21 protein-coding genes and 4 tRNA genes are annotated in these 25,150 nt (G+C 52.0%); 22 read left to right on the forward strand and 3 right to left on the reverse strand.

Annotated elements, in window-relative coordinates:
• Positions 1 to 15 precede the first annotated feature (15 nt).
• From pyrI to pyrB, 3 genes are all read right to left on the reverse strand, one after another.
• The gene (gene pyrI / locus ELB75_RS02155) at positions 16 to 474 is read right to left on the reverse strand and encodes an aspartate carbamoyltransferase regulatory subunit (RefSeq protein ID WP_126982539.1); all 459 of its coding nucleotides are present in this window, start codon (positions 472 to 474) and stop codon (positions 16 to 18) included.
• 68 nt (positions 475 to 542) lie between these two features.
• Positions 543 to 1,439 carry a glycoside hydrolase family 16 protein gene (locus tag ELB75_RS02160; RefSeq protein WP_164726760.1) on the reverse strand — a complete coding sequence of 299 codons (897 nt, stop codon included), beginning with the start codon at positions 1,437 to 1,439 and terminating at the stop codon, positions 543 to 545.
• A gap of 468 nt (positions 1,440 to 1,907) precedes the next feature.
• A complete protein-coding gene (pyrB, locus tag ELB75_RS02165) occupies positions 1,908 to 2,828 on the reverse strand; it encodes an aspartate carbamoyltransferase (RefSeq protein ID WP_126982541.1) in 921 nt (306 codons plus the stop codon).
• On the opposite strand from pyrB, the gene ELB75_RS02170 reads away from it, so the two are divergent.
• The 22 genes from ELB75_RS02170 to rpoC all read left to right on the forward strand — a co-directional run bounded on the left by ELB75_RS02170 (position 2,827) and on the right by rpoC (position 24,761).
• Entirely contained in the window at positions 2,827 to 3,027 is a 201-nt protein-coding gene (locus tag ELB75_RS02170; protein WP_126982542.1) for a hypothetical protein, read from the forward strand. The genes pyrB and ELB75_RS02170 overlap by 2 nt on opposite strands.
• Positions 3,028 to 3,147: 120 nt before the next feature.
• The gene (locus tag ELB75_RS02175; RefSeq protein ID WP_126982543.1) at positions 3,148 to 4,683 is read left to right on the forward strand and encodes a helicase HerA-like domain-containing protein; all 1,536 of its coding nucleotides are present in this window, start codon (positions 3,148 to 3,150) and stop codon (positions 4,681 to 4,683) included.
• A 319-nt stretch (positions 4,684 to 5,002) separates the two neighbouring features.
• Positions 5,003 to 5,374, forward strand: coding sequence for a 30S ribosomal protein S12 (gene rpsL, locus ELB75_RS02180; protein ID WP_003824684.1), 372 nt, complete (start codon positions 5,003 to 5,005; stop codon positions 5,372 to 5,374).
• A gap of 117 nt (positions 5,375 to 5,491) precedes the next feature.
• Positions 5,492 to 5,965 (forward strand): 30S ribosomal protein S7, encoded by a 474-nt coding sequence (rpsG, locus tag ELB75_RS02185; RefSeq protein ID WP_023887596.1) that lies wholly within the window; start codon positions 5,492 to 5,494, stop codon positions 5,963 to 5,965.
• A gap of 18 nt (positions 5,966 to 5,983) precedes the next feature.
• Positions 5,984 to 8,089, forward strand: coding sequence for an elongation factor G (gene fusA, locus ELB75_RS02190; protein ID WP_064090309.1), 2,106 nt, complete (start codon positions 5,984 to 5,986; stop codon positions 8,087 to 8,089).
• Between the two features lie 132 nt (positions 8,090 to 8,221).
• Entirely contained in the window at positions 8,222 to 9,406 is a 1,185-nt protein-coding gene (tuf, locus tag ELB75_RS02195) for an elongation factor Tu (RefSeq protein ID WP_003825050.1), read from the forward strand.
• A 16-nt stretch (positions 9,407 to 9,422) separates the two neighbouring features.
• The gene (gene rpsJ / locus ELB75_RS02200) at positions 9,423 to 9,734 is read left to right on the forward strand and encodes a 30S ribosomal protein S10 (protein WP_002642322.1); all 312 of its coding nucleotides are present in this window, start codon (positions 9,423 to 9,425) and stop codon (positions 9,732 to 9,734) included.
• A gap of 160 nt (positions 9,735 to 9,894) precedes the next feature.
• Entirely contained in the window at positions 9,895 to 10,461 is a 567-nt protein-coding gene (rsmD, locus tag ELB75_RS02205; protein ID WP_126982544.1) for a 16S rRNA (guanine(966)-N(2))-methyltransferase RsmD, read from the forward strand.
• Positions 10,462 to 10,596: 135 nt separating this feature from the next.
• Complete coding sequence (locus ELB75_RS02210; protein WP_064090311.1) at positions 10,597 to 10,854, forward strand: YfhL family 4Fe-4S dicluster ferredoxin; 258 nt, start codon at positions 10,597 to 10,599, stop codon at positions 10,852 to 10,854.
• Positions 10,855 to 10,959: 105 nt separating this feature from the next.
• Positions 10,960 to 11,043 (forward strand) — tRNA-Tyr (locus tag ELB75_RS02215).
• A gap of 23 nt (positions 11,044 to 11,066) precedes the next feature.
• Positions 11,067 to 11,140, forward strand: a tRNA-Gly gene (locus ELB75_RS02220).
• Positions 11,141 to 11,153: 13 nt separating this feature from the next.
• Positions 11,154 to 11,228, forward strand: a tRNA-Thr gene (locus tag ELB75_RS02225).
• A 47-nt stretch (positions 11,229 to 11,275) separates the two neighbouring features.
• Positions 11,276 to 12,460: an elongation factor Tu gene (gene tuf, locus ELB75_RS02230; protein WP_003825050.1), complete on the forward strand. Its 1,185-nt coding sequence runs from the start codon at positions 11,276 to 11,278 to the stop codon at positions 12,458 to 12,460.
• 7 nt (positions 12,461 to 12,467) lie between these two features.
• Positions 12,468 to 12,543 (forward strand) — tRNA-Trp (locus ELB75_RS02235).
• Positions 12,544 to 12,625: 82 nt separating this feature from the next.
• Positions 12,626 to 13,069 carry a preprotein translocase subunit SecE gene (gene secE / locus ELB75_RS02240; protein ID WP_126982545.1) on the forward strand — a complete coding sequence of 148 codons (444 nt, stop codon included), beginning with the start codon at positions 12,626 to 12,628 and terminating at the stop codon, positions 13,067 to 13,069.
• A 17-nt stretch (positions 13,070 to 13,086) separates the two neighbouring features.
• Positions 13,087 to 13,629, forward strand: coding sequence for a transcription termination/antitermination protein NusG (gene nusG / locus ELB75_RS02245; protein ID WP_126982546.1), 543 nt, complete (start codon positions 13,087 to 13,089; stop codon positions 13,627 to 13,629).
• A gap of 99 nt (positions 13,630 to 13,728) precedes the next feature.
• A complete protein-coding gene (gene rplK / locus ELB75_RS02250; protein ID WP_126982547.1) occupies positions 13,729 to 14,160 on the forward strand; it encodes a 50S ribosomal protein L11 in 432 nt (143 codons plus the stop codon).
• Positions 14,160 to 14,855, forward strand: coding sequence for a 50S ribosomal protein L1 (gene rplA, locus ELB75_RS02255; protein ID WP_126982548.1), 696 nt, complete (start codon positions 14,160 to 14,162; stop codon positions 14,853 to 14,855). The genes rplK and rplA overlap by 1 nt, the downstream gene beginning before the upstream one ends.
• Positions 14,856 to 15,092: 237 nt before the next feature.
• Positions 15,093 to 15,596, forward strand: coding sequence for a 50S ribosomal protein L10 (gene rplJ / locus ELB75_RS02260; RefSeq protein WP_126982549.1), 504 nt, complete (start codon positions 15,093 to 15,095; stop codon positions 15,594 to 15,596).
• A gap of 46 nt (positions 15,597 to 15,642) precedes the next feature.
• The gene (gene rplL / locus ELB75_RS02265; protein WP_003823693.1) at positions 15,643 to 16,014 is read left to right on the forward strand and encodes a 50S ribosomal protein L7/L12; all 372 of its coding nucleotides are present in this window, start codon (positions 15,643 to 15,645) and stop codon (positions 16,012 to 16,014) included.
• A 195-nt stretch (positions 16,015 to 16,209) separates the two neighbouring features.
• A complete protein-coding gene (gene rpoB / locus ELB75_RS02270; protein ID WP_126982550.1) occupies positions 16,210 to 20,391 on the forward strand; it encodes a DNA-directed RNA polymerase subunit beta in 4,182 nt (1,393 codons plus the stop codon).
• 194 nt (positions 20,392 to 20,585) lie between these two features.
• Positions 20,586 to 24,761, forward strand: coding sequence for a DNA-directed RNA polymerase subunit beta' (gene rpoC / locus ELB75_RS02275; protein WP_126982551.1), 4,176 nt, complete (start codon positions 20,586 to 20,588; stop codon positions 24,759 to 24,761).
• Positions 24,762 to 25,150: the final 389 nt, after the last annotated feature.

Below are 25,150 nucleotides of genomic sequence, written 5' to 3' on the forward strand. Positions count from 1 at the left end.
CCCTGCGTTTGCTGTTCAAGCTTCGGTTACAAGGCTGCGGTCGTAGGTTTTCTCGCAGTAGTGGCATTTGAGGCGGGTTTGGTTGCCCAGACGGCGTACGTAGAAGCGGCTGGCAACGGGTTCGCCGTGGCTGGCGCAGTTGGGGTTGGGGCAGCGGAAGACTTCGCCGATGGTTTCGGGCAGCCGAAGCGGCATTTTTTGTTCGACTTTGAAGTTGGCGATGAGGTTTACCGTGGCTTCGGGGGCGAACAGGGCGAGGCGGTTGGCGGCGGCTTCGTTGAGCCGGATACCGTTGATTTTGATGATGTCTTTGCGGCCGTGCCGTTTGCTGGGCAGGTTGAAGCCGACGGTTACGGCACAGCCTTCGTGCAGTAGCTTGAATTGGCGCAGGATGGTGAGGCCGAGGCCGGCGGGGATGTGGTCGATAACGGTGCCGTTTTCGATGGCTTCGACGCTGAGGCTTTTGTTGTCCATTTGGATTTCCGATGGAGTTGGATGGAATACAGGCTACCTGAAATTTCAGGTAGCCTGCAAGAGCCGGGTTAGTTTTTCTGATACAGCCGCACGTAGTCGATCCAAGTGGTTTGGACAGGGAAGGGATCGGTGGGGCTGGGTGGGCTCAAGTTCGGTTCCCATTCTACATATTCGTTCAGAATAAAATACCAAGGGCCTTTTGCTCTGAATACCTGATCCAGCATTTGGCGGTTGACATTGAGTTTTGCAAAGTCTTCATCCGGCATGGTGGAGGGGTAGCCTCCGGATTCATCGAACCGGGTGCGGTCAATCACATCTACGGTGGTATTGTCGTCTGCCGTGTAGTGGGAAACGGGGATAAGTTTGCCGTCTAGATAGTAACGCACTTTTTGGCCGTCGAACTCGATCGCCCATACATGCCAATCGTATGCCAATGATGTTGCCATGCCGCCAGGGCGGTGTTCTAGGCGATGTGCAAAAACGCGTGTGCGCCAAGTGTTCCTTTTGCGGCTGAAAAAGCAGCTGGCATGGGAGGAGGACCAGGCATATGCCTGTGCGGTGGAGTACCACTCGAGAATATCGAGTTCGCCGTATGGATCGTTGGTGGCAGGGTTGTTGCTGCAATTCTGCAAGGTTTCGCTGTTACGCATCCACAGTGCCGTGCGCATCCCTACCAAGCCGTTCCAGTTGATTTTGGCGCGGATTTCGGCACGGAAGGGTTTGCCGGCATCAACGATGGGTTTGGATTCCAACCTGCCGCTTGAGTATTTGGTTTTCTCGCCGGCCTGGCAAGGTGTTTCCCTGGTGTTGCTGTCGGTTAGGGCCTCGTTGTCGCTCCGTACACAATGGCGGCGTGTGGTAATTTGGGCAAAGTCGTTGTTTACGAATCCAATATTGCCGGGGAGGTAGGAGAGGTGGCTGCCCAAATGGTTGGGTATGGTTTTTGCCTCCCAATCATTTGGCACGTTGTTGCCTTTAAACTCATAACACTTGAGACTGCGCCATTGTCCCGACGAATCGGTCGCACTTTCGCAACCGTTGGATGGGAGCTGTGGTTGAGGTTGCGGGGGTTCGGGCTGTGGTTGGGGAGAATCTGGTTGGGGCTGTGGCTGAGGTTGTGACCCGTTTGGAATGGATATATTCGAATTCCGTGAGGAGCTGCCGTTGGCAAAACCTATCGAATAATTATTGTGGCGCTCTTTGTCATCATTTTTGCAACCGCCTACCAGCACTACTATACATGCTAGAGCTAAAATCTTTTTGACATGCATAATTAATCCCTTTGTTAGATAAAAAATAGAATCCGAATTAAGTGAGAAAGCGGGAGTTTCCTAAATGGGCAGATTTAATGTGTATGCATGGCAGGCGAAGTAATAAATACCTGGGCTGCATTAAAACTGCCGTTTTCAGGTAGCCTGTTACAAATATTGACGTTATATGGTTTTATTTAACACTAATGACAGCATGGCCATGCGTGCGAATACACCGTTTTTGGCTTGTTCGAAATAGTAAGCATAAACCGTGCCATCCACATTGGGATGGATTTCGTCGACGCGGGGCAGGGGGTGCAGTACGCGCAGGTTGGGTTTGGCCTGGGCGAGGGTGGCGGCTTCAAGGTTGAATTTGCCTTGGATTTTGGCGAATTCTTGTTCGTCGAAGCGTTCGCGCTGCACGCGGGTCATGTATAGGATGTCGGCGTGGCGGGCGGCTTCTTCGAGGCTGGGCAGGATTTGGTAGCGGCAGCCGGCTTCGTCGAGCTCTTCGGTGATGTAGTCGGGCATGGCGAGGCTGGGCGGGGAGACGAAGATGAATTCGGCTTGGTGCCGTTTCATGGCTTGGGCGAGGGAGTGGACGGTGCGGCCGTATTTGAGGTCACCGGCCATGGCGATAACGAGATTATCCAGCCGGCCTTGGGTTTCTTGGATGGTAACGAGGTCGAGCAGGGTTTGGCTGGGATGCTGGTTGGTGCCGTCGCCGGCGTTGATGACGGGCACGGCGGAGAATTCGGCAAGCACTCGGGCGGCGCCGTCTTTGGGGTGGCGGATGATGATGGCGTCGGTGTAGCTGGAGATGATGCGGGCGGTGTCGGCCAGGGTTTCGCCTTTTTTGGCGCTGGTGTTGGCGCCGTCGGAAAAGCCGATGACTTTACCGCCGAGCCGCTGCACGGCGGTCTCGAAGGAGAGGCGGGTGCGGGTGGAGGGCTCGAAGAAGCAGGAGCCGATGAGCCGGCCTTCAAGTAGGTTGCGGTGCGGTTCGCGCTTAAGGCGCAGGGCGGTATCCAGCAGGCATTCGAGCTGTTCGTTGCTCAGGTCGGGGATGGAGATGAGGTGCTGGCCGTAGAGTGGGTTGGGCATGGGTGGCTCCGGGCGGGTTGGCAAACGGGCGTATTATGCGCTGTTTGCCGGGAACAGGCTACCTGAAAACGGTGTTGATGGCAGCGGCTGCATGGGAGATGGCTTATATTTTCAGGTAGCCTTTTTCAAATTGGCAATTAGGCTACCTGAAAATTTGGATGAAGATGTTTTCACTTTGTGGCAGTTGACTTTCAGGTAGCCTTGGTTCATACAACAGGCTACCTGAAAGCTACTCTCCGCAGCCAAACAAATTTGCCGTCAAACGGCGCAATTCCGTTACAATATCGCCCGTTATCAATTTTTCAGTTGGAGAGGCGCAATGGCTGAATTCCACATTGCCAAAACCGTGGCCGAAGGCCGCGATTTATTCTTGCTCGGCCAGATGGCCAACCGCCACGGCCTGATTGCCGGTGCTACCGGCACGGGCAAAACCGTTACCCTGCGTAAAATGGCCGAAGGCTTCAGCGCGCAAGGCATCCCCGTGTTTATGAGCGACGTGAAGGGCGACCTCTCCGGCATCGCCAACCCGGGCGACGGGCAGGGCAAGGTGGGCGAGCGCATGGCTCAATTCGGGCTGGATGCGGAAGGCTACCTGAAAGGCTGTCCGGTGCGTTTTTGGGATGTATACGGCGAAACCGGCATTCCCGTGCGCGTAACCATTTCCGAAATGGGCCCCCTGCTGCTCTCCCGCCTGATGGGGCTGAACGACACGCAGGAAGGCCTGCTCAACCTGGTATTTAAAGCCGCCGACGACAAAGGCTGGCATCTAATTGATTTAAAAGACCTGCGCGGCATGTTGCAATACGTGGGCGAGCACGCCAAGGAATACCGCACCCAATACGGGAACGTTTCCGCCGCCAGCGTCGGCGCCATTCAGCGCCAGCTGTTGCAGCTGGAAAGCGAGGGCGGCGATGTGTTTTTCGGCGAGCCGGAGCTCAATCTGCAAGACTGGCTGCAAACCGAAGGCGGACAAGGCGTAATCAATATCCTGAATGCCGAAAAACTGATGCGCTCGCCGCGCCTCTATAGCGCGTTCTTGCTGTGGTTTTTGGCCGAACTGTTTGAAACCCTGCCCGAAGCCGGCGATTTGGACAAACCCAAATTCGTTATGTTCTTCGATGAGGCGCATTTGTTGTTCGATAACGCCGCCGATACCCTGCTCAAGCAGGTGGAACAAGTGGTGCGCCTGATCCGTTCCAAAGGCGTGGGCGTTTATTTTGTTACCCAAAACCCGCTCGATTTGCCCGACACTGTGCTCGGCCAGCTCGGCAACCGTGTGCAGCATGCCCTGCGCGCCTTTACCCCGCGCGATCAAAAAGCCGTACGTGCCGCCGCCGAAACCTTCCGTAGCAACCCGAATTTGGATGTGGCGCAGGCGATTACCGAATTAGGCGTGGGCGAGGCGCTGGTGTCTTTCCTTGATGAAAAAGGTATGCCCGGCATCGTGGAGCGTGCCTTCGTGCTGCCGCCGCAATCCCAGCTTGCCCCGCTTTCCACCGCCGAACGCGACAGCCGTTTCCAAAACGACATCCTTTACCGGCACTATAAAGATGCGGTGGACAACTTCTCCGCCTACGAAGCCTTGCAACAGCTGGAGCAGGAACAGGCTGCCGCCGCTCAGGCAGAAGCTGAAGCCAAAGCGCAAAATGCCGCCACCGCGTCTGCCCAAAAAGCCGAAAGCAACAAAGGCGGCGTGCTGGACGGTTTCCTCGGCGGCCTATTTGGCAGCCGCAAACGCGCCAACCAAGGCTTGGGCTACGATTTAGCCGATTCGCTCGGCAGCCAGGTGAACAAGCAGATCACCCGAAGCATTACCCGCAGCATTATGGGTGTGATCCGCAATGCGATAAAGTAAAGGCTACCTGAAGGCTGTAGCCGGGTTGTACTGCCAAAGGCAGAGGCGCGGCCAAGCCAAAAGCAGATGCTTTATATATAGGCATTAAGAGGCTACCTGAAAACAGGCTAGGACGGTTTCAGGTAGCCTTTTGCTGTTTGGCCGGTTGATGCGGGAAGCCTCTCTGCTTCTGTGCAGAAAACAACAGCTCCGACCGTAAACCACGAAAAGCTAAGGTATATTCCGCTACTGCCATTGACCCGCTGCTTGCAAAAGAACTATAATTCCGCTCTTGTCGGCATGGTGTCGGCAAATATTTAACTCAACAGGACGAGAAAATATGCCAACTATTAACCAGTTAGTACGCAAGGGCCGCAAAAAGCCCGAGTACGTAAACAAGGTGCCCGCACTGGAAGCCTGCCCGCAAAAACGCGGCGTATGCACCCGTGTGTACACCACTACTCCGAAAAAACCGAACTCCGCTTTGCGTAAAGTGTGCAAAGTGCGCCTAACCAACGGATTTGAAGTGATTTCATATATCGGCGGTGAAGGCCACAACTTGCAAGAGCACAGCGTGGTGCTGATCCGCGGCGGTCGTGTGAAAGACTTGCCGGGTGTGCGCTACCACACTGTTCGTGGTTCTTTGGATACTGCCGGCGTGAAAGATCGCAAACAGGCACGCTCCAAATACGGTGCTAAACGCCCGAAATAATTTTTTAATATGGGCACGTCGGCCGTTGTTGCTGATATAAGCCGGCCGAGTAAGTGAATGTTCCCCAATGGGCATTCGCGGGAATTATCCCAGCTGAATAGATTAAAGGAAATTGAAATGCCAAGACGTAGAGAAGTCCCCAAGCGCGACGTATTGCCGGATCCGAAGTTCGGCAGCGTTGAACTGACCAAGTTTATGAATGTCTTGATGGTTGACGGTAAAAAATCGGTTGCCGAGCGTATCGTGTATGGCGCGCTGGAGCAAATTGCCAAGAAAGTACAGGGCAAAGAAGCAATCGAAGTGTTCAACGAAGCCATCGACAATGCCAAACCCATCGTGGAAGTGAAAAGCCGCCGTGTTGGTGGTGCCAACTACCAGGTTCCTGTTGAGGTTCGTCCTTCCCGCCGTTTGGCCTTGGCAATGCGCTGGGTGCGCGATGCGGCCCGCAAACGTGGTGAAAAATCCATGGATTTGCGTCTGGCCGGCGAGCTGATTGATGCGGCAGAAGGCCGTGGCGGCGCCATGAAAAAACGTGAAGAAGTACACCGCATGGCTGAAGCCAACAAAGCCTTCTCCCACTTCCGCTTCTAATTTTGAAAGGCGATTGAAATGGCTCGTAAAACCCCGATTAATTTGTACCGTAATATCGGTATTTCCGCCCACATTGATGCGGGCAAAACCACAACTACCGAACGTATTCTGTTCTATACCGGCCTGACTCACAAGATCGGTGAGGTGCACGACGGTGCGGCCACTACCGACTGGATGGAGCAGGAGCAAGAGCGTGGTATTACCATTACTTCCGCTGCCGTAACTGCCTATTGGAAAGGTATGGCTGGCCAGTTTAAAGAACACCGCTTTAACATTATCGATACTCCCGGACACGTGGACTTCACTGTTGAGGTGGAACGCTCTATGCGCGTCCTTGACGGCGGTGTAATGGTTTACTGTGCGGTGGGTGGTGTGCAGCCCCAGTCTGAAACCGTATGGCGTCAGGCCAATAAATACAAAGTACCGCGTTTGGCGTTTGTAAACAAAATGGACCGTCAGGGCGCCAACTTCTTCCGTGTGGTTGAGCAGATGAAAACCCGTCTGCGCGCCAATCCCGTGCCGGTGGTGATTCCGGTGGGTGCTGAAGATAACTTCGAAGGCGTGGTGGACCTGCTGAAGATGAAAGCCATTATTTGGAATGAGGCTGATAAAGGCGTAACTTTCGAATATGGCGATATCCCCGCTGATTTGGTTTCTACTGCCGAAGAGTGGCGTCAGAATATGATCGAAGCCGCCGCTGAAGCCAGTGAAGAGCTGATGGACAAATATTTGGGCGGTGAAGAACTGTCCGAGGAAGAAATCGTTGGTGCGTTGCGTCAGCGTACTCTGGCTGGTGAGATTCAACCGGTACTGTGTGGTTCTGCATTTAAAAACAAAGGTGTGCAGCGTATGCTGGATGCTGTTGTGGAGTTTCTGCCTGCTCCGACCGATATTCCGCCGGTACAGGGTGTAAACCCCGAAACTGATGAGCCGGACAGCCGTGAAGCGAGTGATGATGCTAAGTTCTCTGCTTTGGCATTTAAGCTGATGAACGACAAATACGTTGGGCAGCTGACTTTTATCCGCGTATATTCAGGCGTGCTGAAGTCTGGCGACAGCGTGGTGAACTCTGTGAAGGGTACTCGCGAACGTATCGGCCGTTTGGTGCAAATGACTGCGAACGACCGTGACGAGATCGATGAAGTGCGTGCCGGTGACATTGCCGCCGCCATCGGTTTGAAAGACGTAACCACCGGTGAAACTTTGGCTGCCGAAGATGCGCCGATTATTTTGGAACGTATGGAATTCCCTGAGCCGGTAATCCACGTTGCCGTTGAGCCGAAAACCAAAGCCGACCAAGAAAAAATGGGTATTGCCCTGAACCGCTTGGCTAAGGAAGACCCGTCTTTCCGTGTGCGTACTGATGAAGAGTCCGGCCAAACCATTATTTCCGGTATGGGCGAACTGCACTTGGAAATTATTGTGGATCGCATGAAACGCGAATTTGGTGTGGAAGCAAACGTGGGTGCGCCTCAAGTAGCCTACCGCGAGACTATCCGTAAGGAAGTGGAATCCGAAGCTAAACACGTTAAACAGTCTGGTGGTAAAGGTCAGTATGGTCATGTTGTGATCAAAATGGAACCGATGGAGCCGGGTGGTGCAGGCTATGAATTTATCGATGAAATTAAAGGTGGTGTGATTCCGCGCGAATTCATCCCGTCTGTTGATAAAGGTATCCGCGACACTCTGCAAAACGGTATTGTAGCCGGCTATCCGGTGGTGGACGTCCGCGTTCGTCTAACTTTCGGTTCTTACCACGATGTGGACTCTTCGCAAATCGCGTTTGAATTGGCCGCTTCTATGGCATTCAAAGACGGTATGCGTAAAGCCTCTCCGGTACTGCTGGAGCCGATTATGGCTGTAGAAGTGGAAACTCCGGAAGACTACATGGGTGATGTGATGGGCGATTTGAACCGTCGCCGTGGCATCGTATTGGGTATGGACGACGACGGTATCGGCGGTAAGAAAGTACGTGCTGAAGTGCCGTTGGCTGAGATGTTCGGTTATTCAACCGACCTGCGCTCCGCTACCCAAGGTCGCGCCACCTACACCATGGAGTTCAAGAAATACGCAGAAGCTCCGGCTCATGTGGCAGAGAAAGTTGTAGCAGACCGCAAAGGTTAACTTTGCAGTTTAGGCTGTCCTTGAGATGGGCAGCCGTTTACAGGCTACCTGAAAACCATTTCAGGTGATGAAGCTAATTTTCAGGTAGCCTTTGTTCTTTTAATCGATCTTTATATGAAAAGGAATTAGCTCATGGCTAAGGAAAAATTCGAACGTAGCAAACCGCACGTAAACGTTGGCACCATTGGTCACGTTGACCATGGTAAGACCACTTTGACAGCAGCATTGACCACCATTTTGGCTGAGAAATTCGGCGGTCAGGCTAAAGCTTATGACCAGATTGACAATGCCCCGGAAGAGAAAGCCCGCGGTATTACCATTAACACCGCCCACGTAGAATACGAAACCGAAGGTCGTCACTACGCTCACGTAGACTGCCCCGGTCACGCCGACTACGTAAAAAACATGATTACCGGTGCTGCCCAGATGGACGGCGCTATTTTGGTAGTATCCGCTGCTGACGGTCCTATGCCCCAGACTCGCGAACACATCCTGTTGGCTCGTCAGGTGGGCGTACCCTACATCCTCGTATTCATGAACAAATGCGACATGGTAGACGATGCTGAACTGCTTGAGTTGGTTGAGATGGAAATCCGCGACCTGCTCTCCAGCTACGACTTCCCCGGCGACGACTGCCCGATCGTACAAGGTTCCGCCCTCAAAGCCCTCGAAGGGGATGCCGGCTACAAAGAAAAAATCTTCGAACTGGCTGCCGCTTTGGATAGCTACATTCCCACTCCGCAGCGTGCCGTAGACAAACCCTTCCTGCTGCCGATCGAAGACGTATTCTCCATCTCTGGTCGCGGTACCGTGGTAACCGGTCGTGTAGAGCGCGGCATCATCAAAGTAGGCGAAGAGATCGAAATCGTTGGTCTGAAGCCTACCCAGAAGACTACCTGTACCGGCGTGGAAATGTTCCGCAAACTGCTGGACGAAGGTCAGGCCGGTGACAACGTAGGCGTACTGCTGCGCGGTACCAAACGTGAAGAAGTTGAGCGTGGTCAGGTATTGGCCAAACCTGGCACCATCACTCCGCACACCAAATTCAAAGCCGAAGTATACGTATTGAGCAAAGAAGAAGGTGGTCGTCACACCCCGTTCTTCGCCAACTACCGCCCACAGTTCTACTTCCGTACTACTGACGTAACCGGTGCTGTAGAGCTGGAACCTGGTGTAGAAATGGTTATGCCTGGTGAGAACGTAACCATCACCGTAGAACTGATTGCTCCGATTGCTATGGAAGAAGGTCTGCGCTTTGCGATTCGCGAAGGTGGCCGTACGGTAGGTGCTGGTGTGGTGGCTTCCGTGATCGCTTAAGAAGGGTATCGAATAAATGGCAAACCAAAAAATCCGTATCCGTCTGAAAGCTTATGATTACAGCCTGATCGACCGTTCTGCTCAGGAAATCGTTGAAACTGCTAAGCGCACTGGTGCCGTGGTAAAAGGTCCGATTCCGTTGCCGACCAAAATTGAGCGTTTCAATATCCTGCGTTCTCCGCACGTGAATAAAACTTCACGTGAGCAATTGGAAATCCGCACTCATCTGCGCTTGATGGATATTGTAGATTGGACTGACAAAACTACTGATGCACTGATGAAGCTGGATTTGCCGGCCGGTGTGGACGTGGAAATCAAGGTTCAGTAATCTGCTTGCAGATATATCAAAGCCGAACGGAATCTCCGTTCGGCTTTTTGCGGCCAAGATTCTTTCTTAGCAGGATAAATTGAGGGTGTATGGAAGGGGCATTTAGCAGCTATTCTATGGAAATAGGCAGCTATGAGTTTTCCCATTTTGTGGAGCAGGTATGCAAAAACAAAATAAGCACAATAAACACAAAAATCAAATCCGTATTATTGGAGGTGAGCTGCGCGGGCGGAAAGTTCGGTTTGTTGATGCAGAAGGCTTGCGCCCAACCGCAGATAGTGTGCGGGAGCGGTTATTTAACTGGTTGGGGCAGGATTTAACCGGTCAAGTGGTGTTGGATTTGTTTGCTGGTAGCGGAGCCTTGGGTTTTGAGGCTGCCTCTCGAGGAGCGAAACGGGTTGTGCTAGTAGAAAATAATCGGTGGACTGCTACAAGTTTACAACAGCAAATACAAGAATTGAGGCTACCTGAAAAAATGGAAACTCAATCAATTGACGCTTTTGAATTCTTAGAAAAAACACATGAGCAGTTTGATGTAGTGTTTTTGGACCCGCCATTTGTTTGGCAGGGCTGGGCTGAGCTTTTTATACGCCTGGAGCGGCGTTTGCATAATGGTGCATGCATATATGTTGAGGCAGGAGACTTGCCTGTTTGGCCTGATTATCTGCTGGAGTTGAATGCAGGACGATCAGGGGTGAGTAAATATGTGCTACTTAAGAAGAAATGACGCTGTTCTATTTTAATAATTGTTATCAAAGAAGAAAATTTTATATTTGCTAAGGATGAGGCTACCTGAAGGCTAGCCTGTGCTATAATCCCGCCCCTTAATTTTGGATAACTTATAAGATATTAAGAGGAACGCATGTCTCTTTTTATTACAGATGAGTGCATCAACTGTGATGTATGTGAGCCAGAGTGCCCAAATGATGCCATTTCACAGGGTGAGGAAATCTACGAAATTGATCCTAATTTGTGTACGCAGTGCGTTGGGCATTACGATGAACCACAGTGCCAGCAGGTTTGTCCGGTAGACTGTATCTTGATTGATGAGGAGCACCCGGAAACTGAGGAACAGCTGCGAGCGAAGTATGAAAAGATTATTTTGTTGAAAAAAGGATAGAGTTGAATTCCAATTAAAAATATTGGGTTGCAGATAATTTGAGATAAAAGAGAAAATTTTGCTTGACGATTACTTAGGAAAGTCGCTATATTTCTCTTCTCTTTTGGTGGGATTCCCGAGCGGTCAAAGGGGGCAGACTGTAAATCTGTTGCGAGAGCTTCGAAGGTTCGAATCCTTCTCCCACCACCAATTACTATGTTGGGGCATTAAGGGCGGGTGTAGCTCAATGGTAGAGCAGAAGCCTTCCAAGCTTACGGTGAGGGTTCGATTCCCTTCACCCGCTCCAATAAATTTTTAAGGCCCATGTAGCTCAGGGGTAGAGCACTCCCTTGGTAAGGGAGAGGTCGGCAGTTCAAATCTGCCCATGGGCACCATCTATTTATCCCTTTTGTTCACTTATTTAAGCTAATAGGAAATTGCCATGGCTAAGGAAAAATTCGAACGTAGCAAACCGCACGTAAACGTTGGCACCATTGGTCACGTTGACCATGGTAAGACCACTTTGACAGCAGCATTGACCACCATTTTGGCTGAGAAATTCGGCGGTCAGGCTAAAGCTTATGACCAGATTGACAATGCCCCGGAAGAGAAAGCCCGCGGTATTACCATTAACACCGCCCACGTAGAATACGAAACCGAAGGTCGTCACTACGCTCACGTAGACTGCCCCGGTCACGCCGACTACGTAAAAAACATGATTACCGGTGCTGCCCAGATGGACGGCGCTATTTTGGTAGTATCCGCTGCTGACGGTCCTATGCCCCAGACTCGCGAACACATCCTGTTGGCTCGTCAGGTGGGCGTACCCTACATCCTCGTATTCATGAACAAATGCGACATGGTAGACGATGCTGAACTGCTTGAGTTGGTTGAGATGGAAATCCGCGACCTGCTCTCCAGCTACGACTTCCCCGGCGACGACTGCCCGATCGTACAAGGTTCCGCCCTCAAAGCCCTCGAAGGGGATGCCGGCTACAAAGAAAAAATCTTCGAACTGGCTGCCGCTTTGGATAGCTACATTCCCACTCCGCAGCGTGCCGTAGACAAACCCTTCCTGCTGCCGATCGAAGACGTATTCTCCATCTCTGGTCGCGGTACCGTGGTAACCGGTCGTGTAGAGCGCGGCATCATCAAAGTAGGCGAAGAGATCGAAATCGTTGGTCTGAAGCCTACCCAGAAGACTACCTGTACCGGCGTGGAAATGTTCCGCAAACTGCTGGACGAAGGTCAGGCCGGTGACAACGTAGGCGTACTGCTGCGCGGTACCAAACGTGAAGAAGTTGAGCGTGGTCAGGTATTGGCCAAACCTGGCACCATCACTCCGCACACCAAATTCAAAGCCGAAGTATACGTATTGAGCAAAGAAGAAGGTGGTCGTCACACCCCGTTCTTCGCCAACTACCGCCCACAGTTCTACTTCCGTACTACTGACGTAACCGGTGCTGTAGAGCTGGAACCTGGTGTAGAAATGGTTATGCCTGGTGAGAACGTAACCATCACCGTAGAACTGATTGCTCCGATTGCTATGGAAGAAGGTCTGCGCTTTGCGATTCGCGAAGGTGGCCGTACGGTAGGTGCTGGTGTGGTGGCTTCCGTGATCGCTTAAAGGTTAGAGGCCAGTAGCTCAATTGGTAGAGTATCGGTCTCCAAAACCGAGGGTTGGGGGTTCGAGACCCTCCTGGCCTGCCAAAAGAAAGACTAACCGGCCTGCCGGTTAGTCTTTTGTTTTATGCTGTTTTATAAAGAACTGTGAAGTTTAGGGTGGTTGCAAATGAGTGATTGTAAACAGAAAGTGAAAGAAATGTCTGTTGCTTCGAAGCAGGCTCGGCAGGAGTTGCGTGATCGAGGGCAGGGTGCTCAATGTAAGACTGGAAGAAGAAATGGTGCTAAATTATTTTTAGCAGCTGCTCTGATTGTTGGTGGGGCGATTGGCTTTTCATTCCTGTCTCAGCAGCCGCTATATGTACGAGGTGCCGTTTTAGGGGTTTCGTTGTTGCTCTCCGGGGTAATTGTTTTCTTTTGGTGCGATACTGGTCCTGGTTTGATTCGATATATCAAGGATTCTGTTGTTGAAATCAAGAAGGTTGTTTGGCCACCTAAAAATGAGGCTTGGCGTAATACATTCTTTGTTTTGATATTCACGGCAGTGCTAACCTTATTTTTGTGGTTGGTGGATTCTTTTTTGGTATGGTTATTTACAAAAATTGCTGAGTAATTTTTAGGGGCGAGAAAATGGCTAAAAATTGGTACGTCATTCAAGCTTATTCTGGGTTCGAGAAGAATGTTCAGAAGACTCTGAAGGAGCGGATCGCTAGAGAGGGAATGGAGGAGTTTTTTGGTCAGATTCTAGTGCCTGTTGAAGAGGTTGTTGGTATTAAGAATGGTCGGAAGACAGTTAGTGAGCGCAAGTTTTTTCCAGGCTATGTGCTAATAGAAATGGAAATGACGGATGAGTCGTGGCATTTGGTCAAGAGCACGCCTCGGGTTAATGGGTTTATTGGGGGTACGGCTAATCGTCCGCTGCCAATTTCTCAGCGAGAAGTGGATGCGATAATATCTCAGGTGTCGGATGTTACTGGTTTGGAGAAGAAGCCGAAACCGCGAGTTGAGTTTGTGGTTGGGCAGCAGATCAGGGTAAGTGAAGGTCCATTTTCTGATTTTAATGGGTTGGTTGATGTTGTTGACTATGAGCGCAATAAGCTGCGAGTTCTTGTGCAAATTTTTGGTCGAGAAACGCCTGTTGAGTTGGATTTTAGTCAGGTAGAGAAGATTTAGTCTGATTGCTTGGCAATGAGTAAGAGTTTGGTTATAATACACGGCTTGATTTTTGGGGAGCAGAATTTCTGCGTGTTACCCGTTATTTAGGAGCTAAATGTGGCAAAGAAAATTGTAGGTTATATTAAGTTGCAGATTCCTGCAGGGAAGGCTAATCCTTCTCCTCCAGTTGGTCCGGCATTGGGTCAGCGCGGTTTGAATATCATGGAGTTCTGTAAGGCATTTAATGCGGCTACACAAAATGTGGAGCCTGGGTTGCCTATTCCTGTGGTAATTACTGCATTTGCGGATAAGTCTTTTACATTTGTAATGAAGACCCCTCCGGCCAGTATTTTGCTGAAAAAGGCTGCTGGTTTGCAGAAAGGCAGTTCAAATCCGCTGACTAACAAAGTAGGTAAGGTTACTCGTGCTCAGTTGGAAGAGATTGCCAAGGCTAAGGAGCCTGATTTGACTGCAGCTGATTTGGATGCGGCAGTTCGTACTATTGCCGGTTCTGCCCGTTCCATGGGTTTGGATGTGGAGGGTGTGTGATGGCTAAGTTATCTAAACGTTTCCAAGGTTTGCGCTCTTCTATTGATTCAAATGTACATTACTCAATTGATGAAGCAATTGAGTTGGTGAAGAAAACTGCTACCGCCAAATTTGATGAGTCTGTTGATGTTGCTATCAATTTAGGTGTGGACTCGCGTAAATCTGATCAGGTCATCCGTGGGTCTGTTGTGCTACCGAAGGGTACTGGTAAAACTGTTCGTGTGGCAGTATTTACTCAAGGTGCCAATGTTGAGGCTGCAAAAGAAGCAGGCGCTGATGTGGTTGGATTTGAGGATCTGGCCGCAGAAGTAAAAGCAGGAAATCTAGATTTTGATGTTGTTATTGCCTCTCCTGATGCGATGCGTATCGTTGGTCAGTTGGGTACTATCTTGGGGCCGCGCGGTTTGATGCCAAATCCGAAGGTGGGTACGGTTACGCCAAATGTGGCAGAAGCTGTGCGTAATGCCAAAGCTGGTCAGGTTCAGTATCGTACTGATAAGGCTGGCGTGGTGCATGCTACCATTGGCCGCGCTTCTTTTGCAGCGGCTGATTTGCGCGAAAACTTTAATACCCTGTTGGATGCGGTGGTGAAAGCGAAGCCAGCGGCTACCAAGGGCCAGTATTTGAAGAAAATCGCATTATCTAGCACCATGGGTCCTGGTGTCCGTGTGGATGTTGGTAGTGTGTCTGTCTAGTTAGAAGAAATTTTCAGGTAGCCTTTGCTAGTTGCTGAGGCTACCTGAAATATGGGCTGCTTATACTTGATTGTAAGTGGAGTCCAAGACCGTAGGGATCGTAAGATTTAATATTTAACCCTACGTAGACGGTGGTCCTGAGATTATGAGCAAGCGATTGCTTGCAAAATGTCTTTTCAGGTTGCCGAGCTGGTGGATGTCGTTAGGCATTCTTTGATAAACAGTAGGAGGTAGACCTTGAGTCTTAGTATTGAAACTAAAAAAGCAGTTGTGGAAGAGATTGTTGCCGGTATCGGCAATGCTCAGACCATGGTGCTTGCCGAATACCGCGGCATCAGCGTTGCTAGTATGACCGAATTGCGTGCCAATGCTCGTAAGGAAGGTGTGTACTTGCGTGTTTTGAAAAACACGTTGGCTCGTCGTGCGGTGGAAGGCACTCCTTTTGCTGGGTTGGCTGAGCATATGGTTGGCCCGTTGGTATATGCAGCGTCTGAAGATGCTGTAGCTGCTGCAAAAGTGTTGCACCAATTCTCTAAAAAAGATGAGAAGCTGATTATTAAGGCAGGCTCTTATGACGGTGCTGTAATGGATGCCGCTCAGGTGGGTCAGCTGGCTGCAATTCCGAGCCGTGAAGAATTGTTGTCCAAATTGCTGTTCCTCATGCAGGCTCCGTTGTCTGGTATGGCTCGCGGCTTGGCTGCTCTGGCTGAGAAAAAAGCTACTGAAGAAGCATCTGCTTAACTATTTTTTATATTTTACTTATTCATTCAATTAGGAGTTTGATAGCATGGCTATTACTAAAGAAGACATTTTGGAAGCAATCGGTGGTTTGACTGTAATGGAGTTGAACGACTTGGTAAAAGAGTTTGAAACCAAGTTCGGCGTTTCTGCCGCTGCCGTTGCTATTGCTGCTGGCCCTGGTGCTGCTGGTGGTGAAGCTGAAGCCAAGTCTGAGGTAGACGTTATTTTGGCCGCCGCTGGCGATCAAAAAGTAGGCGTGATTAAAGTGGTTCGTGCCATTACTGGCTTGGGCTTGAAAGAAGCCAAAGACATGGTTGATGGCGCTCCGAAGACCATCAAAGAAGGCGTTACTCCTGCTGAAGCTGAAGAAATCAAGAAACAGCTGGAAGAAGCTGGCGCCAAAGTGGAAATCAAATAAGTATTTTCTCGCTAACAGGCTGGCAGGTATCTGCCAGCCTTGTTTCGCTTGGAGATTAGGATTAAATAATAATTTACATATATTTGCTATCTAAGCCGGCTTTTATGACAAATATATGTAAATTTTAGAGTGGTAGTGGATGTTGCTGCTGTTCAAGTGGGAATTAATCTCTCTCATTATCCGGAGTGTTCAACAATGAGTTATTCAGTTACTGAAAAAAAACGTATCCGAAAGAGCTTTGCTAAGCGTGATAGTGTGCTGGAAGTGCCATATTTGCTGGCTACCCAGCTGGAGTCTTACCGAAAATTTCTCCAGCAGGAAACTGCTTTTGATAAGCGCTTGGATGAAGGCTTGCAGGCTGCATTCAATTCTATTTTCCCGATTGTGAGCCACAACGGATATGCTCGGTTAGAGTTTACTCATTATATCTTGGGTGAGCCATTATTTGATATTGCCGAATGTCAACTGCGTGGCATTACTTATGCTGCTCCTCTGCGTGCCCGTATCCGCTTGGTGATTTTAGATAAAGAATCTTCTAAGCCCAATGTGGTGAAAGAAGTGCGCGAGAATGAAGTTTATATGGGTGAAATCCCACTGATGACCCCTTATGGCTCATTCATTATCAACGGTACTGAACGCGTAATTGTGTCTCAGCTGCACCGCTCTCCGGGTGTATTCTTCGAACATGACCGGGGCAAAACCCACTCTTCAGGTAAACTGCTGTTTTCTGCACGTATTATTCCCTATCGCGGCTCATGGCTGGATTTGGAGTTTGATCCCAAAGACTTACTCTACTTCCGTATCGACCGCCGCCGTAAAATGCCGGTAACCATTTTGCTGAAAGCATTGGGATACAGTGCCGAGCAGATCTTGGACACCTTCTATGACAAGGAAACATTCTATCTAAACAAAGATGGTGTGGAGACCGATCTGGTTCTGTCGCGGCTGAAGGGCGAAACCGTAAAAACCGATATTTGTGATGCGGATGGCAAAGTGCTGGTTGCCGCAGGCAAACGGGTTACTGCCAAAGGGTTGCGCGATATTGAGAAAGCTGGCTTGAAGCGTCTGCGGGTGGATGCCGAGGCCTTGATCGGTAAAATGCTGGCGAAAGACGTTATCGTGCCCGATACCGGTGAAATTCTCGCATCGGCCAATAGTGAAATTACCGAAGAATTGCTGGCGCAGCTGGAAATTCATGGCGTGAATGAAATCCAAACCCTATATATCAACGAATTGGGGTACGGCGGCTATATTTCTTCTACGTTGCAAGTGGATGAAACTACCGACCAAATGGCCGCACGTATCGCTATTTACCGCATGATGCGCCCCGGCGAACCACCCACCGAAGAGGCGGTAGAAATGCTGTTTGATCGTCTGTTCTTCAATGAAGCCAGCTATGACCTATCGCGTGTCGGCCGCATGAAATTCAATACCCGCACCTACGAGCAAAAACTGTCTGAAGACCAGCAGCAATCGTGGTATGGCCGTCTGTTGAACGAAACTTTGGCTGGAGCCGCGGAAAAAGGTGGATTTATTCTTAGCACTGAAGACATTGTTGCTTCCATTGCTACGTTGGTTGAATTGCGCAACGGCCATGGCGAAGTGGACGATATCGACCACCTGGGTAACCGCCGTGTGCGCTCGGTAGGAGAGCTGACCGAAAACCAGTTCCGCTCCGGTTTGGCCCGTGTGGAACGTGCAGTAAAAGAGCGCCTGAATCAGGCAGAGGCTGACAACCTGATGCCGACCGATTTGATCAATGCCAAACCGGTATCAGCGGCGATCAAAGAATTTTTCGGTTCCAGCCAATTGTCACAGTTTATGGATCAAACTAATCCGTTGTCGGAAGTGACCCATAAACGCCGTGTATCGGCACTTGGCCCGGGTGGTCTGACCCGTGAACGTGCCGGCTTCGAAGTGCGCGACGTACACCCGACCCACTATGGTCGTGTGTGCCCGATTGAAACGCCTGAAGGCCCGAACATTGGTCTGATTAACTCATTATCGGTTTATGCCCGCACCAACGATTACGGCTTCTTGGAAACTCCGTACCGCCGCGTGGTAGACGGCAAGGTTACCGATGAAATCGACTATCTGTCTGCCATTGAAGAAGGCCGTTATGTGATTGCGCAGGCCAACGCCGAAGTGGATAAGAAAGGCTACCTGAAAGGCGATTTGATTACCTGCCGCGAAAAAGGCGAAACCATCATGGCCAGTGCCGACCGCGTGCAGTATATGGACGTGGCCACCGGCCAAGTGGTATCCGTTGCCGCTTCGCTGATTCCCTTCTTGGAACACGATGACGCCAACCGCGCCTTGATGGGTGCCAACATGCAACGTCAGGCCGTGCCCTGCTTGCGTGCTGAAAAACCATTGGTCGGCACTGGCATTGAGCGCTCCGTGGCTGTGGACTCCGCCACTGCTATCGTGGCCCGTCGCGGTGGTGTGGTGGAATACGTGGATGCCAACCGTATCGTGGTTCGCGTGCACGACGAAGAAACTGTAGCCGGTGAAGTGGGTGTGGACATCTATAACCTGGTGAAATTCACCCGCTCCAACCAATCTACCAATATCAACCAACGCCCGGCGGTGAAAGCCGGCGATGTGTTGCAGCGCGGCGATTTGATTGCCGACGGCGCTTCTACTGACTTGGGTGAACTCGCGCTTGGTCAGAATATGACCATTGCCTTTATGCCTTGGAACGGCTACAACTACGAAGACTCGATTCTGATTTCCGAGAAAGTGGCTGCCGCCGACCGCTACACCTCCATCCACATCGAAGAGCTCAATGTGGTGGCGCGTGACACCAAGCTGGGTGCGGAAGAAATCACCCGCGATATTCCCAATCTGTCTGAGCGTATGCAAAACCGTTTGGACGAGAGCGGCATCGTGTACATCGGCGCCGAAGTGGAAGCCGGCGACGTATTGGTGGGCAAAGTAACGCCCAAAGGCGAAACCCAGCTCACGCCGGAAGAAAAACTGCTGCGTGCCATCTTCGGTGAAAAAGCCTCCGATGTGAAAGATACCTCGCTGCGTATGCCCACCGGCATGAGCGGCACGGTAATCGACGTACAGGTGTTCACCCGCGAGGGCATCCAGCGCGACAAGCGTGCACAATCCATTATTGATGCCGAACTGAAACGCTACCGCTTGGATTTGAACGACCAACTGCGTATTTTCGACAACGATGCCTTCGACCGTATCGAGCGCATGATTGTCGGCCAAAAAGCCAATGGCGGCCCGATGAAACTGGGCAAAGGCAAAGAAATTACTGCCGAATATCTGGCTTCTCTGCCGACCAAGCACGACTGGTTCGACATCCGCCTGTCAGACGAAGAGCTGGCCAAACAGCTTGAATTGATTAAGCTCAGCCTGCAGCAGAAACGCGAAGAGGCCGACGAACAATACGAAATCAAGAAGAAAAAAATGACCCAGGGCGACGAGCTGCCGCCCGGTGTGCAGAAAATGGTCAAAGTGTTCATCGCTATCAAACGCCGCCTGCAGGCCGGTGACAAAATGGCCGGCCGTCACGGTAACAAAGGCGTGGTATCGCGCATTCTGCCGGTGGAAGACATGCCCTACATGGCCGATGGACGCACCGTAGACATCGTGCTCAACCCGCTGGGTGTACCTTCGCGTATGAACATCGGTCAGATTCTAGAAGTACATTTGGGCTGGGCTGCCAAAGGCATCGGCCAGCGCATTGAGAAAATGCTGGCCGAGCAGCGCAAAGTGAAAGAAATCCGCTCCTTCTTGGAAAAACTCTATAACGGCAGCGGTAAAAAAGAAGACCTGAAATCGCTCAGTGATGAAGAAATCCTCACTTTGGCCGAGAATCTTAAGGGCGGTGCCACCTTCGCTTCGCCGGTGTTCGACGGTGCCAAAGAGCAGGAAATCTACGACATGCTCGAATTGGCCTACCCGAGCGACGACCCCGAAGTACAGAAACTGGGCTTCAACGACACCAAAACCCAAATCACCCTGTACGACGGCCGCTCCGGCGAACCGTTCGACCGCAAGGTAACCGTGGGCGTGATGCACTATCTGAAGCTGCACCACTTGGTGGACGAGAAAATGCACGCCCGTTCAACCGGCCCGTACTCGCTCGTTACCCAGCAGCCGCTCGGCGGTAAAGCACAGTTCGGTGGCCAGCGTTTCGGTGAGATGGAGGTGTGGGCGCTGGAAGCCTATGGCGCAGCCTACACGCTGCAGGAGATGCTGACCGTGAAATCGGACGACGTAACCGGCCGCACGAAGATGTATGAAAACATCGTTAAAGGCGAACACAAAATCGAAGCCGGCATGCCAGAATCGTTTAACGTGTTGATAAAAGAAATCCGTTCGCTGGGCTTGGATATCGATATGGAGCGGTATTAAACGGGGCTTTTCAGGTAGCCTCAGAGGCTACCTGAAAATAGAAACGGCCATTGTGCCGGCGCGATATTCTCCGCCGAGCCGCCGTTTGCCGCCGGGCAAAACCCGGCCAAGCCGCCCGCCCATATTTTTCAGGTAGCCTAAAAGGCTGTCTGAAACAGAGTGAGCAAAATACAAAATCCTGATTGGGAGCAAAAATGAATCTGTCGAACCTGTTTAACCCCCTGCAAGCTGCCGGCATGGAAGAAGAATTCGATGCCATCAAAATCGGCATTGCTTCGCCCGAAACCATCCGCTCTTGGTCTTACGGCGAAGTGAAGAAGCCGGAAACCATCAACTACCGTACCTTCAAGCCGGAGCGCGACGGCTTGTTCTGCGCCAAAATCTTCGGCCCGGTAAAAGACTACGAATGCTTGTGTGGCAAATATAAGCGTTTGAAATTTAAAGGCGTAACCTGCGAAAAATGCGGTGTGGAAGTTACCCTTTCCAAAGTGCGCCGCGAGCGCATGGGGCATATTGAGCTGGCTGCGCCTGTTGCTCATATTTGGTTCTTGAAATCACTGCCTTCCCGCCTCGGCATGGTATTGGACATGACCCTGCGCGATATTGAACGTGTGCTGTATTTCGAAGCCTTTGTGGTAACCGACCCCGGCATGACCTCGCTGCAACGCCGCCAGCTGCTGACTGAAGAAGACTACTACGCCAAGCTGGATGAATACGGCGAAGACTTCGATGCCAAAATGGGTGCCGAAGGCATTCGTGAACTCTTGCGTTCGCTGGACGTGCCGGCTGAAATCGAAATCCTGCGCCAGGAATTGGAAAGCACCGGCTCCGAAACTAAAATCAAAAAGCTGGCCAAACGCCTGAAAGTATTGGAAGCCTTCCAGCGCAGCGGCATGAAGCTGGAATGGATGATTATGGACGTGCTGCCCGTGCTGCCGCCCGATTTGCGTCCGCTGGTGCCGTTGGACGGAGGCCGTTTCGCCACTTCCGATTTGAACGACCTTTATCGTCGCGTGATCAACCGCAACAACCGTCTCAAACGCCTGTTGGAGCTGCACGCGCCCGACATCATCGTGCGTAATGAAAAACGCATGCTACAGGAAGCGGTGGACAGCCTGCTGGACAACGGCCGTCGCGGCAAAGCCATGACCGGCGCCAACAAACGCCCGCTCAAATCGCTGGCCGATATGATTAAAGGTAAAGGCGGCCGCTTCCGTCAAAACCTGTTGGGTAAACGCGTCGACTACTCCGGCCGTTCCGTGATTACCGTAGGCCCCTACCTACGCCTGCATCAGTGCGGTCTGCCCAAGCGCATGGCCTTGGAATTGTTCAAACCGTTCATTTTCCACAAACTGGAAGTGCGCGGTGAAGCGGCTACCGTGAAAGCGGCGAAAAAGCTGGTGGAGCAGGAGGTGCCGGTGGTGTGGGATATTTTGGATGAAGTGATCCGCGAACATCCGATTATGCTCAACCGCGCCCCGACCCTGCACCGCTTGGGTATTCAGGCTTTTGAGCCGATTCTGATTGAAGGCAAGGCCATTCAGCTGCACCCCTTGGTGTGCGCCGCGTTCAACGCCGACTTCGACGGTGACCAAATGGCCGTACACGTGCCGTTGAGCCTGGAAGCGCAAATGGAAGCCCGCACCCTGATGCTGGCCTCCAACAACGTACTCTCGCCCGCCAACGGCGAGCCGATTATCGTGCCGTCTCAAGATATCGTATTGGGTCTCTACTACATGACCCGCGACAAAATCAACGGCAAAGGCGAAGGCAGCCTGTTCTCCGATGTAAAAGAAGTGCACCGTGCTTACTACACCAAGCAGGTGGAATTGGGCACCAAAATCACCGTGCGCTTGCAGGAATGGGTGAAAAACAACCAAGACGAGTTCGAGCCGGTTACCAAGCGCTACGAAACCACGGCCGGCCGTGCCTTATTGTCCGAAATCTTGCCTAAAGGCCTGCCGTTTGAATACATCAACAAGGCGCTGAAGAAAAAAGAAATCTCCCGCCTGATTAATGCTTCGTTCCGCCTGTGCGGCTTGCGCGATACGGTCATTTTTGCCGACCACCTGATGTACACCGGCTTCAGCTTCGCAGCCAAAGGCGGCATCTCCATCTGCGTGGACGATATGGAAGTGCCGAAAGAGAAAGCCAAACTCTTGGCCGAAGCCAACGCCGAAGTGAAAGAAATCGAAGACCAATACCGCCAAGGTTTGGTGACCAACGGCGAGCGCTACAACAAAGTGGTGGATATTTGGGGCCGCGCCGGCGATAAAATCGCCAAGGCGATGATGGACAATCTTTCCAAACAGAAAGTAATCGACCGCGAAGGCAAAGAAGTGGATCAGGAGTCGTTCAACTCCATCTACATGATGGCCGACTCCGGTGCACGTGGCTCTGCCGCCCAGATTAAACAGCTTTCCGGTATGCGTGGTTTGATGGCCAAGCCGGACGGCTCGATTATCGAAACCCCGATTACTTCCAACTTCCGTGAAGGCCTCACCGTATTGCAATACTTTATCGCCACCCACGGTGCGCGCAAAGGTCTGGCCGATACCGCGTTGAAAACCGCCAACTCCGGTTACCTGACCCGCCGCTTGGTGGACGTAACCCAAGATTTGGTTGTGGTGGAAGACGATTGCGGCACCAACGACGGCTTCGTAATGAAAGCCGTGGTACAGGGTGGTGATGTGATTGAAGCCCTGCGCGACCGCATCCTCGGCCGCGTTACCGCGCAAGACGTGGTGGACCCTTCCAGCGGCGCTACTTTGGTGGAAGCCGGCACCCTGCTCAACGAGCAGCTGGTGGATCTGATCGACCGCTCCGGCGTGGACGAAGTGAAAGTCCGCACCCCGATTACCTGTAAAACCCGCTACGGCTTGTGCGCCAAGTGCTACGGTCGCGACTTGGCACGTGGCAAGCTGGTGAACACCGGCGAAGCCGTGGGTGTGATTGCCGCCCAATCCATCGGTGAGCCTGGTACACAGCTGACCATGCGTACCTTCCATATCGGTGGTGCCGCCTCCCGTGCTGCCGCTGCCAGCCAAGTGGAAGCCAAATCCAACGGTACCGCCCGTTTCAGCAGTCAGATGCGCTATGTGGCCAACAACAAAGGCGAATTGGTAGTGATCGGCCGTTCGTGCGAACTGGTGATTCACGATGAAGTGGGTCGCGAGCGCGAACGCCACAAAGTGCCCTATGGTGCCACCTTGCTGGTGCAAGACGGCTCTGCGGTGAAAGCCGGCCAAACCCTGGCCACTTGGGATCCGCATACCCGCCCGATGATTACCGAATACGCTGGCCGCGTGCGCTTCGAAAACGTGGAAGAAGGTGTAACCGTTACCCGTCAAACCGACGAAATCACCGGCCTCTCCACTTTGGTGGTGATCGACGGCAAACGCCGCACCAGCACCAGCAAGCTGCTGCGCCCAACGGTGAAGCTGTTGGACGAAAACGGCGAAGAGGTTACCGTGCCCGGCACCGAAACCCCCGTTTCCATGGCATTCCCCGTGGGCGCGGTGATTACCGTGCGCGAAGATCAGGAAGTGGGCAAGGGCGACGTGTTGGCGCGTATCCCGCAGGCTTCCTCCAAAACCCGCGATATTACCGGCGGTCTGCCGCGCGTGGCCGAACTGTTTGAAGCCCGCGTGCCCAAAGATGCCGGCATGCTGGCCGAAGTAACCGGTACGGTGTCTTTCGGTAAGGAAACCAAAGGCAAACAACGCCTGGTGATTACCGATTTGGAAGGCGTGGCGCACGAAACCCTGATTTCCAAAGAGAAACAGATTCTGGTGCACGACGGCCAAGTAGTGAACCGTGGCGAGATTATCGTAGACGGCTCGGTTGATCCGCACGACATCCTGCGCCTGCAAGGCATCGAAGCGCTGGCACGCTACATCGTGCAGGAAGTGCAGGAAGTGTACCGCCTGCAAGGTGTGCGCATTTCCGATAAGCACATTGAGGTCATCATCCGCCAGATGCTGCGCCGCGTAAACATTGCCGACCCCGGCGAAACCGGCTTCATCACCGGCGAGCAGGTGGAGCGCGGCGACGTGATGCAGGCCAACGAACGCGCCATTGCCGAAGGCAAAGAACCGGCACGCTTCGACAACATCCTGCTGGGCATCACCAAGGCTTCGCTCTCTACCGACAGCTTCATTTCTGCCGCTTCCTTCCAGGAAACTACCCGCGTGCTCACCGAAGCCGCCATCATGGGCAAGAAAGACGACCTGCGCGGCCTGAAGGAAAACGTGATTGTCGGCCGCCTGATTCCGGCCGGTACCGGCCTCACTTACCACCGCAGCCGCCGTGCGCAGTGGCAGGCGCATCACGAGGCGCAAGTGAACGACCAGGTGGACGATGTCGAATAAGGCTACCTGAAAAGCAAAAGGCTGAAACCGTAAGGCGCGGTTTCAGCCTTTTTTCAGGTGAAATGGGTGGGAAGCCGATGAAGCTCCGTTTTCAGGTAGCCTTTACGCGAAATGTCGGATTCAAGAACCCAAGCTGCCCTGAAGGGCGATCGCCCATGCGGTTATCCTGGCTGAAGGCTACCTGAAATCGGCAGGCCGGGTTCTCGAATCCGATATTTGATGTTGCAGAGCTTGAGTCGGGCGCAGGTGTATAGTGGATTAACAAAAATCAGGACAAGGCGGCGAGCCGCGGACAGTACACACGTTACGGCAAGGCGAGCCAACGCCATACTGGTTTTTGTTAATTCACTATACACAGCCATGCAAAAGGCTACCTGAAATTTCAGGTA

This window comes from Eikenella corrodens, from assembly GCF_003990355.1.
Taxonomy (GTDB): Bacteria; Pseudomonadota; Gammaproteobacteria; order Burkholderiales; family Neisseriaceae; genus Eikenella; species Eikenella corrodens_B.

What these genes read in the sequence shown, in the direction of transcription:
- pyrI (WP_126982539.1), bottom strand. Translation starts at nt 474, where the DNA reads ATGGACAACAAAAGCCTCAGCGTCGAAGCCATCGAAAACGGCACCGTT.
- ELB75_RS02170 (WP_126982542.1), top strand. Translation starts at nt 2,827, where the DNA reads ATGGGTGGCTCCGGGCGGGTTGGCAAACGGGCGTATTATGCGCTGTTT.
- pyrB (WP_126982541.1), bottom strand. Translation starts at nt 2,828, where the DNA reads ATGCCCAACCCACTCTACGGCCAGCACCTCATCTCCATCCCCGACCTG.
- ELB75_RS02175 (WP_126982543.1), top strand. Translation starts at nt 3,148, where the DNA reads ATGGCTGAATTCCACATTGCCAAAACCGTGGCCGAAGGCCGCGATTTA.
- rpsL (WP_003824684.1), top strand. Translation starts at nt 5,003, where the DNA reads ATGCCAACTATTAACCAGTTAGTACGCAAGGGCCGCAAAAAGCCCGAG.
- rpsG (WP_023887596.1), top strand. Translation starts at nt 5,492, where the DNA reads ATGCCAAGACGTAGAGAAGTCCCCAAGCGCGACGTATTGCCGGATCCG.
- fusA (WP_064090309.1), top strand. Translation starts at nt 5,984, where the DNA reads ATGGCTCGTAAAACCCCGATTAATTTGTACCGTAATATCGGTATTTCC.
- tuf (WP_003825050.1), top strand. Translation starts at nt 8,222, where the DNA reads ATGGCTAAGGAAAAATTCGAACGTAGCAAACCGCACGTAAACGTTGGC.
- rpsJ (WP_002642322.1), top strand. Translation starts at nt 9,423, where the DNA reads ATGGCAAACCAAAAAATCCGTATCCGTCTGAAAGCTTATGATTACAGC.
- rsmD (WP_126982544.1), top strand. Translation starts at nt 9,895, where the DNA reads ATGCAAAAACAAAATAAGCACAATAAACACAAAAATCAAATCCGTATT.
- ELB75_RS02210 (WP_064090311.1), top strand. Translation starts at nt 10,597, where the DNA reads ATGTCTCTTTTTATTACAGATGAGTGCATCAACTGTGATGTATGTGAG.
- tuf (WP_003825050.1), top strand. Translation starts at nt 11,276, where the DNA reads ATGGCTAAGGAAAAATTCGAACGTAGCAAACCGCACGTAAACGTTGGC.
- secE (WP_126982545.1), top strand. Translation starts at nt 12,626, where the DNA reads ATGAGTGATTGTAAACAGAAAGTGAAAGAAATGTCTGTTGCTTCGAAG.
- nusG (WP_126982546.1), top strand. Translation starts at nt 13,087, where the DNA reads ATGGCTAAAAATTGGTACGTCATTCAAGCTTATTCTGGGTTCGAGAAG.
- rplA (WP_126982548.1), top strand. Translation starts at nt 14,160, where the DNA reads ATGGCTAAGTTATCTAAACGTTTCCAAGGTTTGCGCTCTTCTATTGAT.
- rplL (WP_003823693.1), top strand. Translation starts at nt 15,643, where the DNA reads ATGGCTATTACTAAAGAAGACATTTTGGAAGCAATCGGTGGTTTGACT.
- rpoB (WP_126982550.1), top strand. Translation starts at nt 16,210, where the DNA reads ATGAGTTATTCAGTTACTGAAAAAAAACGTATCCGAAAGAGCTTTGCT.
- rpoC (WP_126982551.1), top strand. Translation starts at nt 20,586, where the DNA reads ATGAATCTGTCGAACCTGTTTAACCCCCTGCAAGCTGCCGGCATGGAA.